The following is a 16886-nucleotide window of genomic DNA, read 5'->3' as shown; positions in this document are numbered from 1 at the left end:
CGGTCCCCTTTCAGGCGGTGCCCGGGGCGGGTCAGGCCATGCCCCGGGCTGGATCTCAGGCGAGTCCCGGACGGGTCTCAGGCGATGCCCCGGACGGGTCTCAGGCGATGCCCTGGGCGAACGTGAAGACCCGGTGCGGGTCGTAGCCCCGCTTGACACGTACGAGCCGCGGCAGGTTCTCCGCGTAGTAGGACCGCCGCCAGTCGCGCAGCGCGGGGTCGACGAAGTTCTGGTACGTCTCCCGCGCGGAGTGCGGGTCGAGGACGGAGAAGCCGGCGTCGGCCCACCGGCGCATGCCGTCCTCCTGCTCCCGGGTGACGGGCCCCCGGCTCGCGAACGCCTGGACGTTGACGGTGAACCGGCTGTCGCGGTGGACGAACGCGGTGTCGCCGCGGCCCAGGTCCCCGACCGCCCCGCCGAGCGGCAGCACCTGCAACTGGTGGCTCTGCCCGGCCGCCCGCCCGGTCTCGAACAGGGCCAGCAGCCGGGCCCAGCCGTCGCGCGGCATCGGGTCGCGGAACAGCCGGCTGCGCTCCACCGCGTAGGCGGTCCTGGGCAGCCGGCCCTGCGGTGAGGTGCCGGTCCGGTGGCACTGCTCGACGGGCCCGGCGGCGCAGCCGTAGACGCCCAGCATCAGGTCCCGGTACGGCAGCGTGGCGAGGTCGCGGGAGGCGGGCGCGCCGGTGAGCGACGCCAACCGGTCCGTCTCCGCGGCCAGTCGCGCGGGCCCTCCGGTCGACACCAGGAGGATCCAGGGGACGGGCGGGGTGCCGGGCGCCGCGTCGGCGAGGCCGACGACCGCGGCGCCGCCGATGTCGCGGGGCGCGTCGGCGAGCCAGCGCGCGTACCCGTCGAGCATGTCGAGCGCGTCCCCGTACGCGTAGCCGAGGCGGGCCGTGGACACCTGGGACAGGGCGGACGGCCGGACGGTGAAGGAGGTGACGACGCCGAAGTTGCCGCCCCCGCCGCCGCGCAGCGCCCAGTACAGGTCGGGGTGTTCGGCCGCCGAGGCCGTGACGGTCCGCCCGTCGGCGAGGACGAGCTCGGCGGACTCCAGGGCGTCGCAGGCCATGCCGAGGCGCGGGGTGAGGAAGCCGAGGCCGCCGCCCTGGAGGAAGCCGCCGGCCGCCACGGTCGGGCAGGCGCCGCCGACGACCGCGAGCCCGTGCGGGGCCAGCGCGGTGAGGACGTCGACGTTCTGCGCGCCGGCCCCCAGGGTGACGGTGCGGCCGTCGAGGGCGATTCGGTTCAGCCGGGACACGTCGAGGACGAGTCCCGTGGTCGTGGAGTAGCCGCCGGCGCTGTGCCCGCCGCTGCGCACGGCGAGCGGCAGCCGGTGGTCCTGGGTGAACGCGAGGCACAGCGCCGCGTCCTCGGGCCCGGCGCAGTAGGCGACGGCTCGCGGGGCGATGCCGTCGAACTGGGCGAGGTCCAGTTGCCGGGCCGTGGCGTAGCCCGCGTCGCCGGGGAGCACGAGGTCGCCGCGCAGCAGGCGGCGGAGGCGCTCCCAGGGGGTGGTGTCGCGGGCACCCGCCCGGGCGGCGGGCAGCGCGAGGGCCGCGGGGACGGCGGTCGCGGCGCCCAGCACCGCTCTTCGGCCGATCATCGGATCAGGGTCCTCTCGGTGTGTCGCCGGTCGCGGTGGTGCCGGTCAGCCGTGGACGACCGCGCTCTGCGGGCCGGGGGTCTCCTCCTCGTCCGCGGGCAGGCCGTGCGCGCTGCCGGCGGGCGCGGGTCCGCCCTTGAGCAGGAGGCAGGTCAGGGCGCCGAGGAACAGGACGCCGGCCGAGACCCAGAGCGTGGGGTGCAGGGCGTCGACGAAGCCGTTGCCGAAGACCTTGCCGGAGAGCTCGCCGATGCGGTGGGCGACGTCGTCGGGGACGCCGGACGGCACCTGCGTGGTCTGCTGGGTGCCCACGTTCAGGCCCTGTTCGCCGGCCTTGGCGAAGCTCCGGACGAAGCCGTCGCGGTACTGCTCGGGCAGTTCGGCCGCGTGCCGGGCGGCCTGGTCGCGGAGGGCGGTGACGAGCTGGGCCTGGAGGACGGCGCCGACGACGGTCGCCGCCAGGGCCGAACCGACCTGCCGCAGCGCGTTGTTGACGCCGGACGCGGCGCCCGTGAGGTGCGCGGGGACGTTGCGGACGACCTCGGAGCCCATGGGGGCGAAGGTGCAGCCCGCGCCGAGCCCGGCGAGGAACTGGGCGCCGGCGATCGGCCCCCAGCCGCCGTCCGGGTCGGCGGCGAGCAGGATCCAGGTGACCCCGGCGCCGAACAGGGTGAGCCCGGCCGTCAGGACGTACTTCCCGCCGAACTTCTCCGACAGGATGCCGGCCGGTCCTGCGGTGATCATGGAGCCGAGGGCCAGCGGGATGATGACCAGGCCGGTCTTCTGGGCGCTGTAGCCCAGGACGGACTGGAGGTAGATGGTGGTGGGCAGCAGGATCGCGATGACGCCGAACGAGACGGCGACGCCGATGAAGTTGACGACGGAGAAGTTGCGGTCGCGGAAGAGGGAGAACGGCAGCAGCGGTTCCGCGTCCTGGCGGCCCCGCTCGTAGCCGAGGAAGGCCAGCAGGAGAACGGCGGAGGCGGCGAGCAGGCTCCAGATCCAGCCGTTCCAGTCGTACCGTTCGCCCTCGGTGAGGCCGTAGGTGAGGCCGAACAGGGCGGCGGAGGCGAGGACGACGCCCGGCAGGTCGAAGGGGTGCCGCACCACGCGCCCGGCCTTCGGCATCACCGAGGCACCCATGAGCAGCACGAACACACCGATGGGCAGGTTGATGTAGAAGACCCACCGCCAGTCGAGGTGGGTGACCATCACCCCGCCCAGCCCCGGCCCGGCGGCGCCGGAGACACCGGCGACCGTCCCCCAGATGCCGAGCGCCTTGCCGCGCTTCTCCCGGGGGAAGACCTCGGCGATGATCGACAGGGTCTGCGGGATGAGCAGGGCCGCGCCCGCGCCCTGGACCGCGCGGAAGGCGATGAGCTGCGCCGCGTCCTGGGACAGGCCGCAGGCGAGGCTGGCGGCGGTGAACAGGGCCACGCCCGCGAGGAACAGGTTCCCCTTGCCGCGCAGGTCGCCCAGGCGCCCCGCGGTGATGATCAGCGTGGCGAGCACCAGCGTGTAGGCGTTGAGGATCCACAGCATCACGTCGAGGGACGTGTCCAGGTCATCGGTGATGTCCGGGATCGCGACGTTGACGATGGTGAGGTCGAGCAGGGTCATGAAGAACCCGAGGCACAGGACCGTCAGGATCGCCCACGGATTGCCTTTCCACTTCCGGAACACAAGCCTTCCCCTTCAACATGAGATGTGGTCGTTCGATCCCAGGAGTGGTGAGGGGGGCGCGGGTGTGACATCCCGGGCGGGCCGCGGCGGACGCGCCGGTCAGAACCGGCCGCCGCCCGCCCCGATCACCTGCCCGGTCACCCAGCGGGCCGCGTCGGAGGCCAGGAACCCGACGACGTCCGCGACGTCGGCGGGCTCCCCCAGCCGCCCCAGCGGGGTCCGCGCCACGTTCTCCTCCGCCACCTCGGGGGGCAGCGGGGCGCCGGTGTCCCGGGTCAGGCCCGGCAGCACGCAGTTGGCCGTGATCCCCCGGCGGCCGAGCTCCTCGGCGAGGACCAGCGTCATGGCCTCGCACGCCGCCTTGCTCGCGGCGTAGACGCCCGCGCCCGGGCGGTGGGTGCGGGTGATGCCGGTGGAGACCACGACGATCCGGCCGCCGTCCCGCAGCCGGTTGGCCGCCTCGCGCAACCCCAGGAACGTCGCCCGCGTGTTGACGGTGAAGTGCAGGTCGAAGTCCTCTTCGGTGGCCCGGGCCAGCGGGCCGAAGCGGCTGACGCCGACGTTGCCGACGAAGACGTCGAGGCCGCCGAAGTGCCGTTCGGCGGCCTCGAACAGCGCGCGGACCCCCGCGGCCTCGGTGGCGTCCGCCCGGACCGCGACGGCCCGGCCCCCGTTCCGCTCGATGCCGTCGACGGTCCGCGCGGCGGCCTCCTCGTCGGCGCGGTAGTTGACGATCACGCCGGCGCCGTCGGCGGCCAGCCGTTCGGCCACCGCCCGGCCGATGCCGCGCGAGCTTCCGGTGACCAGTGCCGCCCTCTGGACCGCCATGTCCCATCTCCTCCGTTGGTCCCGCCGACTCCCCGGTGGAGCGCGGGAGTTGACGACGGTAGCCAGCGGACGGCCCGGAGCACAGCCATCGTGTCAGGACACGCAGATCCCTTCGACGGCGACCTTGGTGTAGATGTGCGGGGAGGCGGTGATTCCGTCCGGGTACGCGGACTTCGCCCGCTGGAACTCCGGTCGGGAGAAGGCCGCGTGGAGTGCCTCGGTCGATTCCCAGACGGCGATGTTCAGCCACAGCCGGCTGCCGCAGGTGCCCCGGTGCAGCTGGGTGGAGATGAACCCGGGCTGCGCCTTCATGAAGCCGGCGTCCTCGCGCCACGTCCGTTCGAACCGCTCCGCGTGCTCCTCCGGCACGACGAAGGTGTTGACCAGCGTGATCGGCCCGGTCCGCGCCTTGAGCTGGACGGGGAACGGGGTGGTGGGGTCCTGGTCCTGGAGTCGCACGGGGTTCTTCCCTTCTCGGTGGTCACAGCGGCTGGGGCGCGAGGTCGTCCGGGGTCAGTTCCACGACGGGCAGCCGGTGCCGCACCCGCTTCTGGAACTCCGCGATGAAGGGGAAGACCGCGACGAAGCGGTCCCACATCCGGTCCCGCTCCTCCCCCTCCAGGAACCGCGCGGTCACCGCCACCCGCTCCGGACCGATGTCGGCCGTCGCCCGGGGACCGGACCGCAGGTTGAGGTACCAGGCCGGCTGACTGGCTTGGGGCCCGCCCGGGATGTCGAAGTGGCCGGGCGCGGCGCAGACGTAGTAACGGCCGCGGTCGTAGACGTAGCCCACCGGGGTGGTGCGCGACCGGCCCGTCCGGCGGCCGGTGGTGGTGATCAGCATGGCGTCGAGGCGGCCGAAGCGGCCGAGGACCCGGCCCTGGGACGCCCGGTAGAGGCGGATGTTGAGGATGAGGAACGCCCGGTTGATCCGTTTCGCGGTCTTCGACTGCGGCTTGGAGTAGAGGTGGACGTTCAGGCGGGTGAACGACCGGACGAAGATGTTGGCGCCCTCGATCCGCGCCGTGCCGCGCGACCAGGGCGCGAGCTTCCCGGGCGCTCTCTCGGGCATGGTTCCGGGCAGGTGGTCGGGAGTGCTTTCGGAAATGTTCACGGGCATGGGGCTGCTTCCTCTCCCCGGCGCTACAGCGGCTTCCTGCCCTTGAGCAGGGAGCGCGCGGCGCCGGCGGCCAACGAGCGGCTGACGGTGCGCAGTTCTGTGTCGGTGCAGGTGCGGGCGGCCCAGTGGACGAAGCGGGCCACCGTCGCCGTGCTCGGGTAGACGAAGCGGGTGGACTCGTCGTCCTTGAAGCCGAACACCGGGTTGAGGCCCTCGCTCCGGTGGAGCGCGGCGAAGACGGTGTCGGCGGCCTCGTCGCCGGTCATGGTCCCGGACTCGTACTTCTCGCAGACCTCGGCGGTGAGTTCGAGGACGTTCTTGAACTCCGGCTCGGGCCACCACAGTCCGGGATGGTCGACCGTCTCCAGACGGGTCAGGTGCCGCTCGTCGCCGTCGGCCTCGTAGCGGGCGCGGGCGTCGTACAGCCGCATCGCGCCCGGGGTGAGCCAGCCGGCCCACACCCGGAAGACCGCGTTCCAGAGGCGGAAGTGCTCGAAGGCGATGAAGGAGCTGTTGACCAGTTCGTCGTTGCGCCGCAGCAGCCCGCGCTCCAGCTCCTCGACGTAGCCGAAGCGCTCCTCCGACCAGTCGTCATCGCCCAGGGCGGCGACGATGCGGGTGCAGAGCGAGTAGACGACCTCGAAGGTGTTGGACAGGCCGCGGGAGAACAGCGGGTCGATGAAGCCGGCCGCGTGCGACATCAGACACCAGCGGTGGCCGATCGACCGCTTCGACGAGTACTGCAGCCGCTCGGTCGACACCCACTCGCGCACCCGCCGGGCGCCCGCGAACTGGCGCCGGACCGCCGGGTAGCGGTCCAGGAAGGAGTCGAACTCCTGCTCTGGCGTCAGGTCCCTGGGCTTGGGGTAGCGCCGGGGGTCGATGGTGAGACCCACGCTGCACAGCGGATTGCGCGAACCCTTGACGTTGTCGAAGGGAATGATCCAGAACCAGCCGCGCTCGATCATGTGGTGCAGCGTGCCGGCGTGCCAAGGCGCCGGCGGGCGCAGGCTGCGCGGGTGGTGGGAGACGTCGTCGAACGGCTTGACGCCGATGTAGTGGGTGAAGAGGGACCGCGAGTGGTGCTTGAACCGGCAGGGGTCCTCGCGGAGGTCGAACTTCTCCGCGAGGGGCGAGCGGAAGCCGCTGGCGTCGATGAGGTACCGGGCGCGGAACACCTCGCCGTTCTGGCCGATGACGGTGACCCCGTCGTCGTCGAAGTCCAGGTCCCGGGCGCGCCAGTTCTGCCGGGTGACGCAGCCGTAGCGGGCGGCGATGTTGAAGAAGTGCTGGTCGGTGTCCTGCCGGTAGAGGTGGCTGGCCTGGGTGAGGATCCGGGGGATGACGAACATCGTCGCCTCCTCCGGGTCCGGCTCCGCTCCCGGCTCGTGCCGGATGAACCCGAAGCTCTGCTTGCGGCCGTGCCGCGGGCCGATGTGCCGGTGCACCGCCCGGGTGTCCAGCAGGTGGCCCAGTTCGGGCACGTCGAAGCGGGACTTCAGGATGTGCAGCCACTCGACCAGCTGCGGCGTCATCGACTCGCCGATGGCGAACCGGGGGTGCTGGGCCGCGTCGACCAGCACCACCCGGGCACCCTGGCGGGCGAGGATCGCCGCGCTGACCGTGCCCGCGAGGCCGGACCCGAGGATCAGGACGTCGCACGGCTGCGGCGGGCCGGAGGGTGCCGGCCGGCCGGGTTCCTTGAGCTTGCTGGGCATGGGCCCGCCTCTCTTGTCGTGGTGGCTGTTCGGTTCCGCGGTGGCCGGGCTTGGGGCGGTGGCCGGACTTTGAGCGGCGGTCGGGCTTCCGACGGTGCCCGGGCTTTGAGCGGCGGCCGAGCTTCCGGTGGCGGTCGGGCTCGGGGACGCCGCCGGTCCGCCGCCCATCGCCGCGCTCGCGGCCCCGCCGAACCACCGCTCCAGCGCCGGGCGCGGGTCCGCCGTCCGGTCCCCCGCCCAGGCCACATGGCCGTCCGGGCGCAGCAGTACGGTCTCCGCGCCGACGGAGGTCCCCCCGGTGACGAGCCCCACCCGGCCGCCCGTCAGGGCCGCCAGCTCCTCCCTTCGGCGCGGGTCGCCGGAGAGGTCGAGGAGGACGCCCCGGGCGCGCCGCAACAGGGCCGCGGCCTCCGGGGTGCCGGTGGCGCGGGTCAGGTCGGCGGGGGTGAGCCGGGTACCGGTGAGCGGGTGGCCGTCGTCGGGGCCACAGCGGGCACCGGATCCGTACCGGACATCGGATCCGTACCGGACGTCGGGCCCGTACCGGACGTCGAGGCCGCCGGCCCGGGCGGCCAGCCGGTCGCGGACGGCGCGGTGGCCGAGGAGTTCGGCGAGGATCTCGCGGACGGCGTCCACCTCGGGGCCGCCGAGGAGCAGCAGCGCCTGGGCGGCGATGTGGTCGAGCGCCGTACGGCCCACGGGGTGGCGCTCGTCGTGGTAGGTGTCCAGGAGCCCGGCGGGGGCGTGCCCGCGGATCGCGGCGGCCAGTTTCCAGCCGAGGTTGGCGGCGTCCTGGAGGCCGAGGTTGAGGGCCTGCCCGCCGACCGGGAGCTGCCGGTGGGCGGCGTCGCCCGCCAGCAGGATCCGGCCGCGCCGGTACTGGTCGGCCTGGAGGGAGGCGTCGCCGAAGGCGTTCACCCAGAGCGGGGTGCCGCCCGTGACGTCCTCGCCGGTCACCCGCCGCCAGGCGGCGGCGACTTCGGCGAACTCCGGCGCGCCGGGCCGGGCGGCGGGCGCGCGGCCGTGTTCGTGGACCATGATCCGGGTGACGCCGTCGCGGGTGGCGGCGACGGCGAACCCGCCGGGCAGCCGCTCGAAGCGGCGGTCGGGGACGGTGACGCCGGTGAGGTCGCAGCGCAGCAGTTCGCGCCCGGCCTCACGGCCGGTGAAGCGGAAGCCGGCCAGGCCGGCCACGGTGCTCCGCTCGCCGTCGCAGCCGACGGCGTACGCGGCCGTCCACCGGACCGTCCGTCCGCCGGCCACCGCCTCGGCCTCGACGCGGTCGCCCGCCTCGCGCAGTCCGCGCACCTCGTGGCCGCGCCGCAGGTCGGCGCCGAGGGCGGTGGCCCGTTCGGCGAGCAGGGCCTCCAGGCGCGTCTGCGGCACTTTCCACTGGCCGGCGTACGGCGAGGGCTGGCCGCTCAGGTCGAGCGGCAGCCCCGCGTAGTGGCCGGTGGGCTGGTGCGGCGGGGTGCCCAGGGGTTGCAACAGGCCGCGTTGGTCCAGGAGTTCCATGGTGCGGGCGTGCAGGGTGGAGGCCCGGGACTCCCCGGCCGGCGCGGGCAGCCGTTCCAGGACGGTGACGCGGGCGCCGCCCAGGCGCAGTTCGACGGCGAGCGCCAGGCCGACCGGCCCGGCGCCCACGACGAGGACATCGGTCTTTCGGACGTCCACGTCACCGCCGGCCTTCCGCGTACTCCTTGGCGCGGCCCAGGGTGGCCCTGCTGTTGGCGCTCAGGGCCTCCCTGACGTACGCCGCGGCCTCCGGGACGCCGGCGTCGTCCCCCAGGACGCGGGGGATGTTCTCCGTGGCGAGGACGACGGTGTGCCGCGAGGTGGCGAGGGTGCCGTCCGCGTCCCGCACCAGCCGCCAGCGGCCGGTGTGCAGGCTCATCAGGGCGGGCAGCGTGGTCTGTTTGTAGACGATGAGGTGGTGCGGGAAGCAGACCCGCACCGACTCGGTGGTGTGCGTGGTGCCGTCCGGGGCGCGGGTGTCCATGCGGAGCCGCTGGAGTCCGGGGGTGTCCTCCGCCACGGTGGCGGCGGCGACGTGTGGGAGGCGTTCCGCCCACCGGTCGGCGCGGTCCAGGAACTCGTAGACGTCCTTGGCCTCGCCGTCGATCCGGACGGTGTCCTCGAAGTCCAGGACGCGCCCGTCCGGCGTCCCGGTGGCGGACTCGGCGTGGGCCTTGAGGGCCGCCAGTTCGGCCCGGCTGTTGCGGTCGACGGCCGCCTCGATCCAGGCGAGGCCGTCCGGGTCGCCGTCCGCGGCCCGGTAGTGGTGGCGCAGGGTGACGCGGGTGGTGGCGGGCGACAGCGGGTCGGCCAGCCAGGTGCCGCCCATGGCCGCCACGGGCGGCGCCGGCACCTCCTGGCGGAACTCGATCCGCCGCCGTACGGGGTCGAGCAGGCGCAGGGAGGTCCAGGTCTTGGCCGTGCCGTTGGCGGTGGCCCAGATGCGGATCCGCTCCGACGCGCCGACGCGTTCGGTCCGTTCGGCGTGCACGGTGGGCGGGAACAGCAGCGGCCAGTTCTCCACGTTCGCGAGCAGCGCGTAGACGTCGGCGGCGGGTGCCGCCACGGTGATGCCGTGCTCCGCCTCGCGGGTCTCCGGCTCCGTCATCGGTGTCTCCTTCCGGAAGGGCCGGGCGGGCTCAGAAGTTGCCGAGGCCGCCGCAGACGTTGAGGGCCTGTGCGGTGATGGAGGCGGCGGTGTCGGAGGCCAGGTAGCCGACGAGGCCGGCGACCTCCTCCGGGGTGGAGTAGCGGCCGAGCGGGATCTTGGCAGTGAACCGCTCCAGGACGGCGTCCTCGGTGGTGCCGTACGCGGCCGCGTAGCCCTGCCGGACGCGCTGGGCCATCGGGGTCTCGACGTAGCCGGGGCAGACGGCGTTGACGGTGATGCCGGTGGGCGCGAGTTCGTTGCCGAGGGCCTTGGTGAAGCCGACGACCCCGTGCTTGGACGCCGAGTAGGGCGCGCCGAGCACCACGCCCTGCTTCCCGGCGGTGGAGGCGATGTTGACGATCCGGCCCCAGCCGCGGTCCCGCATCCCGGACCGGTTCAGCACCTCGCGGGTGACGCGGAAGACGCTGGTGAGGTTGGTGTCGATGACGTCCTGCCAGAGGTCGTCGTCGATGTCGGCGGTGATGCCGCCGCCGCTGCGTCCGGCGTTGTTGACGAGGACGTCCACCGTCCCGTACCGGTCGACGGCGGCCCCGACCCAGGCCCGGACGTCGTCGGCCGAGCGGACGTCGCACGCGGTGCCGTCGACGTCCAGGCCCTCGGCCCGCAGCTTCTCGGCCGTGGTGCGCACGGCGTCGGCCGAGCGGGCGCAGACGAACACGCGGTGGTCCCGCGCCGCCAGCCGGCGGGCCACCGCCAGGCCGATGCCGGAGGTGGCCCCGGTGACGAGGGCGACGCGCCTGTCCTGTGCCATGGTGCTCCTCGAAGGGTCGTGGGAGTGGCCGGTGTTCACGGGCGGGCCGTACCGGTGGGGGCGGGCCGCGCCTCGTCGATCCGCCGGTTGACGGTGGCGAGCAGTTCGCCGAGGGTCGTGGTGTCGTTGAGGCACTCCTCGTCGAGGGCGACCTCGTAGGCGCGCTCGATGCGGCCGCCGGCCTCCAGCCGGGCGAGCGAGTCGTAGCCGAGCTGCTCGAAGGTGAAGGCGCGGATGTCGCCGGCGAGGCCGGTGCCCTCCTGTTCGCCGGCCGCCTCGCGCAGGATCCGTTTCAGGTCGTTCAGGGTGAACCGGGCGTGCTCGTGCGTGGTCATGCGTTCCTCCGTTGCGTCCGCGGTGCTGTGTGTCGCGGCCGTCCGTTACGCCCCCGCGCGCCGGACGACCAGGGCGGAGTTGAAGCCACCGTGTCCCCGGGCGAGGACAAGTGCCGTCTCCGGCCGCGCGGGCCGCGGCGCGCCGACGACGAGGTCGAGGCCGTACCCGGGCAGCGGGGTGACGTTGACGGTGGGCGGGACGAGGCCGTCCGCGAGCGCGAGCAGCGCGGTGACGACGTCGAGGGGCCGGCGCCGGAGAGCAGCCGCCCGGTCATGGTCTTGGGCGCGGTGACCGGTACGCCGCCGGGGCCGAACACGGCCGCGAGGGCGTCCGCCTCGATCCGGTCCAGCTCCGGTACGGCCGCCGCGTCGGCGAACACGAGGTCGACGTCGGCGACGGTGCAGCCCGCGTCGTCCAGGGCCAGCAGGATGGCGCGGCGCAGGCCGGGTTCGCGGCCGGTGCCGGGTTTCGGGTCGAAGGTGGCGGCGTACCCGGCGATCTCGCCGTAGGTCCGGGCGCCGCGGTCGCGGGCGGACGCGGCGTCCTCCAGGACGAGGAGGGCCCCGCCCTCGCCGGGCACGTGCCCGGCCGCGGCGGCGTCGAAGGGCAGGTAGGCGCGGTCCGGGTCGGTGGCGGTGGACAGCCGGCCGCCGGCCATCTGGGCGACCAGCCCCCAGGAGCAGATCGATCCGTCGACGCCGCCGGAGACCACCAGCGGGGTGCCGCCGCGGATCAGCCGCCGGGCCTGCGCGAGCGCGTCGAGCCCGCCGGCCTGGTCGGAGACGACGACGCCGCACGGGCCGCGCATGCCGTTGCGGATGGAGATCTGGCCGGTGTTGACGGCGTAGAACCAGGCGAACGACTGGTAGGCGCTGACGTACTGGCCGCCCTTGCTCCACAGGTTGCGCAGCTCGCGTTCGCCGAACTCGAAGCCGCCGGAGGAGCCGGCCGTCACCACGCCCATGGTGAAGGGGTCCCGCGCGGCGGGGTCGACGCCGGCGTCGGCGAGCGCCTGGTCGGCGGCGACGAGCGCCAGCCGGGTCATGTGGTCGGTTTGCGGCAGGAGGCGGCTCGGCAGATGGTCCTCCGGGCGGAAGTCCGGTACCTCGCCGGCGAGCGTCACCGGATAGCCGGAGGTGTCGAACTTGCGGATCGCGCGGATGCCCCCGGTACCGGCCCGTGTCGCACGCCAATACGCCTCCGTGCCGAGCCCGTTGGGGGCGGCGACGGCGACCCCGGTGACGACGGCGGCGGTCATGCGGCGCTCCGCAGGACCATGGCGCTCTGGAAGCCGCCGAAGCCGCTGCCGACGGTGAGCACGGTGTCGGTCCGGTGCTCGCGCGCCTCCAGGGGTACGTAGTCGAGGTCGCACTCCGGGTCGGCCTCATGGAGGTTGGCGGTGGGCGGGACGACGTCGTGCGCGATGGCGAGGACGGACGCGGCGATCTCCAGGGAGCCGATCGCCCCCAGCGAGTGGCCGATCATCGACTTCACCGAGCTGACCGGCGTCCGGTACGCGTGCGCGCCCAGAGCGCGTTTGAACGCGGCCGTCTCGTGCCGGTCGTTCTGGCGGGTGCCGGAGCCGTGCGCGTTGACGTAGTCGACGGCCTCCGGGGCGATCCGCGCCTCGTCGAGGGCGCGGGTGATGGCCTCGGCCATCTCCCGGCCGTCGGCGCGGAGTCCGGTCATGTGGTAGGCGTTGCTGCGGGTGGCGAACCCGGCGATCTCGGCGCGCGGGACGGCGCCTCTGCGGCGCGCCCGCTCGTACTCCTCGACGACGAAGATCGCCGCGCCCTCGCCGAGCACGAAGCCGTCGCGGGTGCGGTCGAACGGCCGGGAGGCGTGCTCCGGGTCGTCGTTGCGGGCCGTGGTGGCGCGGATCGCGTCGAAGCAGGCGACGGTGATCGGCGAGATGGGCGCGGCGGCGGCCCCGGCGACCATGACGTCGGCGGCGCCCTCCCGGATCAGGCCGGTGGCGTACCCCACCGAGTCGAGCCCGGAGGTGCAGCCGGTGGAGACGACCGTCGTCGGGCCCTCGGCCCCCACCGACCAGGCCACCTCGGCGGCGAAGGAGCTGGGGACGAAGTAGTCGTAGAGGTGTGGGACGGCGTAGGTGTGGTCGACGGCCTCCAGCCGGCCGCCGTCGCTGACGACGCGGTACTCGCGGTCGAGCGCCATGGTCGCGCCCACGCCGCTGCCGATGGTCACGCCGGTGCGGTGCGGGTCCGCCTCGCCGGGGGCCAGGCCGGCGTCGGCCAGGGCCTCGGCCGCGGCGGTGACCGCGAACTGCACGGCCCGGTCCATCCGGCGGACGTCCTGGGGGCCGAGCCCGTGGTCCTCGGGGCGGAAGTCGACCTCGGCCGCCACCCGGGAGCGGAAGCCGGCGGGATCGAAGAGGGTGATGCCGCGGGTGGCGGTCCGGCCGGCGCTCAGCAGGTTCCAGTACTCCTTGGTGCCGACGGCGCCGGGCGCCACGACCCCGATCCCGGTGATGACGGCGCGGCGCCCCCCGCGGGTGCCGCGCCGTGCCGCCGGGCCGTTCACCTGTCGCTCCCCTGCGTGCCGCCCCAGTGGTAGAAGCGGGTGGCCATGGCGTCGGCGGGCGAGCGCCAGGTGGCCGGGTCGTAGGCCGTGATGTACGGCTTGAGGTCCTCGCTGACCTTGACGAAGAGCGGGTGCTCGCGCGCCCGCTCGATGGCGGCGCCGCCGTGGTCGGCGTCGAAGTCCTGGAGGTGGAAGTAGAGCCCCCGGTAGTGGAAGAGCTGGCGGCGCCGGGTGCCCATGGCGTCCGGCAGCTCCGTCGCGTCGAATTCCCGGAAGATCCGGGACACTTCGCCGAGCGAGGCCGGGTCCATCCGGGCCACGATGAGGGTGCTGTGCATGGTGCCTCCGTTGTCGGAAGGATCTCCGGTGCGGGGTGGTGCGGGCTCAGCGGGCGGCCGGGCCGAACCAGCGCCGCAGGGCGGCGGGCAGGGTGGCGGACGGCGTGTCAGGCGGGTCGCCGGGCGCGGCCCAGGCGACGTACCCGTCGGGCCGGACGAGCAGCGCGGCGGTCCCGTCGAGCGGGCCGCCGGGTGCCTCGCGCGGGGCCGCGGTGACGACGCGCACCCGGTCCGCCCAGGGCCGGGCCGCGCGCCGGACGTCCGGGTCGGCGGCGAGGTCGAGGAGGACCCCGCGGCCGGCGTGGAGCTGTTCGAAGGTGGTGGTGGGGCCGTCCTCGCCGGTGAGGTCCGCCGGGGGCAGCCGCCGGCCGAGGAGCGGGTGCCCGCCGGGGCCGGTCTCGTAGCGGATGTCGAGCCCGCTGACCCGGCCGGCCAAGTGGCGCCCGGCGTCCGGGAGTTCCATCAGCTCCGCGAACACCGCGCGCAGCGGCAGCACCTCCTCCCCGCCGAGGTACAGCAGGCCCTGGGCCCGGGTGTTGGCCAGCAGCCGGGCGCCGACGGGGTGCCGCTCGGCGTGGTACGTGTCGAGCAGGCCGGGCGGCGCCCAGCCGTGGAGGGTCGCGGCGAGCTTCCAGCCGAGGTTGGCGGCGTCTTGGACGCCGACGCTGAGCCCCTGGCCGCCGGCGGGCAGATGGGTGTGGGCGGCGTCGCCGGCCAGCAGCACCGAGTCCTTCCGGTACGCGGCGGCCTGGTGGGTGGCGTCGCCGAAGGAGCTGACCCAGTGCGCGGTGCGGCCGCCGATGTCCTCGCCGGTCAATCTCCGCCAGGCCGAGGCCACTTCGCCGAACGTTACCGGCCGGTCGCCGCGCCGGGGCGGGGTGCCGCGCTCGCAGACGATGACGCGGTCCACGCCGTCGGCGAGCGGGGCGGACATCACCATGCCGCCGGGCAGCCGTTCGCCGATGGGCCGCGGCCGGATGCCCCCGCCGTCGGCACCGGCCACGTCGGCGAGGAACATCTCGCGGGTGGCGGCGCTGCCGGGGAAGGCGATCCCGGCCGCGCCGCGCACGAAGCTGTGCCCGCCGTCGCATCCGACGAGGAAGCGGCAGCGCAGCCGGCGCCGCCCGGCGGGCGTCTCGGCCTCGACCTCGGCCCCGTCGGGTCCGTTGACGAGCCCGACGGCCGTCCAGCCGCGCCGGATCTCCGCGCCGAGCTCCGCGGCCCGGTCGGCGAGGACGGCCTCGGTGCGCGCCTGGGGGATCCCGCGGGCGCCGAAGTGGCCGCCGTCGAGGACGCCGTAGTCGAGCGGTATGCCGCCGAAGTGCCCTCGGGTGTCGGTCTCCACGGCACCGAAGCGGGACAACAGGCCGCGCTGGTCGAAGAGTTCGGTCGCGCGGGCGGTGAAGCCGAGCCCGCGGGACTGGCCGGTGGGCCGGTCGAGTCGGTCGAGGACGAGGACGTCGACGCCGCCGAGGCGCAGTTCGGCGGCCAGGAACAACCCGGTGGGGCCGGCCCCGACGACGATCACCGGAACATCCATGCTGTCTCCTCGCCCCGGGCGCGGCACGGCGGACGGACCCGGCCGCGGCAGGGGAGTTGGCGAACGGAAGGGCGGGGCCGGGGGCGGCGCGGTCGCGCCGGCAGGCCGCGGCCGGCCCTGCGGGAGAGAAGAGGGAGGGGACGCACGGGAGGAGACGTCTCCCGTGCCCCGGAAGCGGACACAGATCTGCCGCTGCCCCATAGCGTGACAGCGCGGCCGAGCCGGTGTCAAACCCCGCAGCTCAGCCGGGAATTACTCGGCCGTGATTCCGCGTGATTCCCTTCTCCGGGCGGCGGAACGGCCTCTGCTATTTCCCTTCCGGAGCCCGGCCGGACCACTTCCGGCACCCGCCCGGCGGGCACCGCTCGGAATCCGCTTTTCCGCCCGAATACATGTAGACAACACCCTCGCGGGCTTGTAGGGTCCGACCCTGCATCGCATGGAACGCACCCCGTCCGCCCCAGGGCCGGAATGAGGGGAACCGTTCCGCCCGGTCACCCGGGCGCGATGCCACGGGGGCCAGAAACGGGGGTTCCAGATTTCATGATCGGAAATCTGGCACGGCACGTCGTACGCTCATTACCTTTCCCGGCCGGGGTTTTCCGGAACGCGGGACCCACCAGTCGGCGGACCGACGGAACCGGAATCCGCCGCGGCCGTTCCGCGAACGGTCCGGGACGCGGTCCCGAGCCCGTTCACCGATGCCGCCACCCCTCCGTTCCAGGGATCCCACCCCACTCCTGGACACGGCGCTCCCGGTGCGCGCTTCCACGCCGGCACCTCACCACGAGCCTCGGGAGAAGGAAATGAGTTCACCGGAATCGAGTTCCGCGGAATCACCCGCGTCAAGGCCGCGCCCTTCCGGGTCGCGCTCCTCGCGATGCAGCACGGGACGGCACACCGGCCTCCCGCGCCGCCGCCCCGGCACACCGGACCCCGGGCCCCGGCCGTGCGCCGCGTGCGGCCGCGCGATGCGGTCCTGCCTCGGCGAACTGCCGGACATCTACGCCGACTGCGAGGCCGCCCTGCTCCCCCGCCGGCAGGGGCCGCCGCTCCGTCCGGTCGGCGGCGCCCGGCGCCACTCCGGGCCGCCGCTCGACGAGGGCGCGATGGCGACCCGGTCGCGGATCCTGGGCACCCTGTCGTCCTGGGCGGCGCTGGTCGCGGACGAGCGCGGGGTGGGCGCGCCACGGCGGCGCCCCGCCGAACTGGCCGCGTTCCTCCTCGTCCACCTGGACTGGCTGCTGTGCCACGCCGCGGCCGGCGACTTCGTCGAGGAACTGCTCGACGCCGCCGAGACCGCCCGGCGTTCGGCCTACGTCAAGCCGTCCCTGGCCGCGAACCTCGGCAGCTGCGTCCACCCGGGCTGCGCGCAGCCGCTCTCGCCCGCCCCGGTGTCCGGGACGAAGAGTGTGGGCCAGGTGCGGTGCGCCGCGGGGCACACCTGGCTGCCGCACCAGTGGCTGGCGCTGATGCGGAACCTCCGGCGGGAGCGGGGCCTCGGCCGCTCCACCGAGGGCGTCGCATGAGTCCCGCCCTCGCCGGGCACGCCGGCGGGGAGCCCCGGCTCGTCACCACCGAACTCGCGGCCCTCGCCGCCGGGGTCTCCCCGCGACCATTCGCAAATGGTCGAGCCGGGGAAAGATCACGCGCTATGGAAGCACCCGCCGCGCTCTCTACGACCTCACGGAAATCATGAACGCCGTGGCGATCGGCCCCACCCCTTCCCCTGGCGA

At 74.4% G+C, this 16886-nt stretch carries 13 protein-coding genes and 1 pseudogene; 1 reads left to right on the top strand and 13 read right to left on the bottom strand.

From position 1 onward, the window contains the following. Positions 1-100: 100 nt before the first annotated feature. The 13 genes and pseudogenes from ACQEVS_RS31290 to ACQEVS_RS31230 form a co-directional block, all read right to left on the bottom strand. Positions 101-1606, bottom strand: a complete 1506-nt coding sequence (locus tag ACQEVS_RS31290) for an FAD-binding oxidoreductase (RefSeq protein WP_433026372.1) — start codon at positions 1604-1606, stop codon at positions 101-103. A gap of 45 nt (positions 1607-1651) precedes the next feature. Next, positions 1652-3289 carry an MFS transporter gene (locus ACQEVS_RS31285; protein ID WP_433026369.1) on the bottom strand — a complete coding sequence of 546 codons (1638 nt, stop codon included), beginning with the start codon at positions 3287-3289 and terminating at the stop codon, positions 1652-1654. A gap of 99 nt (positions 3290-3388) precedes the next feature. Beyond that, complete coding sequence (locus ACQEVS_RS31280; protein WP_433026366.1) at positions 3389-4117, bottom strand: SDR family oxidoreductase; 729 nt, start codon at positions 4115-4117, stop codon at positions 3389-3391. A 93-nt stretch (positions 4118-4210) separates the two neighbouring features. Continuing rightward, positions 4211-4576: an antibiotic biosynthesis monooxygenase family protein gene (locus tag ACQEVS_RS31275; RefSeq protein ID WP_433026363.1), complete on the bottom strand. Its 366-nt coding sequence runs from the start codon at positions 4574-4576 to the stop codon at positions 4211-4213. Between the two features lie 22 nt (positions 4577-4598). Continuing rightward, complete coding sequence (locus ACQEVS_RS31270; RefSeq protein WP_433026360.1) at positions 4599-5237, bottom strand: nitroreductase/quinone reductase family protein; 639 nt, start codon at positions 5235-5237, stop codon at positions 4599-4601. A 23-nt stretch (positions 5238-5260) separates the two neighbouring features. After that, on the bottom strand, positions 5261-8629 hold the full coding sequence (locus tag ACQEVS_RS31265; protein WP_433026357.1) for an FAD-dependent oxidoreductase: 3369 nt from the start codon (positions 8627-8629) through the stop codon (positions 5261-5263). A gap of 1 nt (position 8630) precedes the next feature. Beyond that, positions 8631-9578 (bottom strand): aromatase/cyclase, encoded by a 948-nt coding sequence (locus ACQEVS_RS31260; protein WP_433026350.1) that lies wholly within the window; start codon positions 9576-9578, stop codon positions 8631-8633. A gap of 31 nt (positions 9579-9609) precedes the next feature. Then, positions 9610-10392 carry a 3-oxoacyl-ACP reductase FabG gene (fabG, locus tag ACQEVS_RS31255; RefSeq protein ID WP_433026347.1) on the bottom strand — a complete coding sequence of 261 codons (783 nt, stop codon included), beginning with the start codon at positions 10390-10392 and terminating at the stop codon, positions 9610-9612. Positions 10393-10427: 35 nt separating this feature from the next. Then, the gene (locus tag ACQEVS_RS31250) at positions 10428-10727 is read right to left on the bottom strand and encodes an acyl carrier protein (protein WP_433026344.1); all 300 of its coding nucleotides are present in this window, start codon (positions 10725-10727) and stop codon (positions 10428-10430) included. 45 nt (positions 10728-10772) lie between these two features. Continuing rightward, a pseudogene (locus ACQEVS_RS31245) lies at positions 10773-11986 on the bottom strand (ketosynthase chain-length factor). Further along, positions 11983-13272, bottom strand: a complete 1290-nt coding sequence (locus tag ACQEVS_RS31240; RefSeq protein WP_433026341.1) for a beta-ketoacyl-[acyl-carrier-protein] synthase family protein — start codon at positions 13270-13272, stop codon at positions 11983-11985. Before ACQEVS_RS31240 ends, ACQEVS_RS31245 begins: the two are co-directional and overlap by 4 nt. Then, complete coding sequence (locus ACQEVS_RS31235) at positions 13269-13610, bottom strand: TcmI family type II polyketide cyclase (RefSeq protein ID WP_433026338.1); 342 nt, start codon at positions 13608-13610, stop codon at positions 13269-13271. The genes ACQEVS_RS31240 and ACQEVS_RS31235 overlap by 4 nt, the downstream gene beginning before the upstream one ends. A gap of 46 nt (positions 13611-13656) precedes the next feature. Continuing rightward, positions 13657-15150, bottom strand: a complete 1494-nt coding sequence (locus tag ACQEVS_RS31230) for an FAD-dependent monooxygenase (RefSeq protein WP_433026335.1) — start codon at positions 15148-15150, stop codon at positions 13657-13659. Positions 15151-16121: 971 nt separating this feature from the next. Here ACQEVS_RS31230 and ACQEVS_RS31225 point away from each other — a divergent pair. Further along, positions 16122-16679: a hypothetical protein gene (locus tag ACQEVS_RS31225; protein WP_433026332.1), complete on the top strand. Its 558-nt coding sequence runs from the start codon at positions 16122-16124 to the stop codon at positions 16677-16679. Positions 16680-16886 lie beyond the last annotated feature (207 nt).

Origin of the sequence: Streptomyces sp. CA-181903, assembly GCF_050937075.1 — a bacterium.
In the GTDB taxonomy this organism is placed as follows: domain Bacteria; phylum Actinomycetota; class Actinomycetes; order Streptomycetales; family Streptomycetaceae; genus Streptomyces.
The sequence above is the reverse complement of the archived record's forward strand: the minus strand, read 5'-3'. Positions and strand labels throughout refer to the sequence as shown.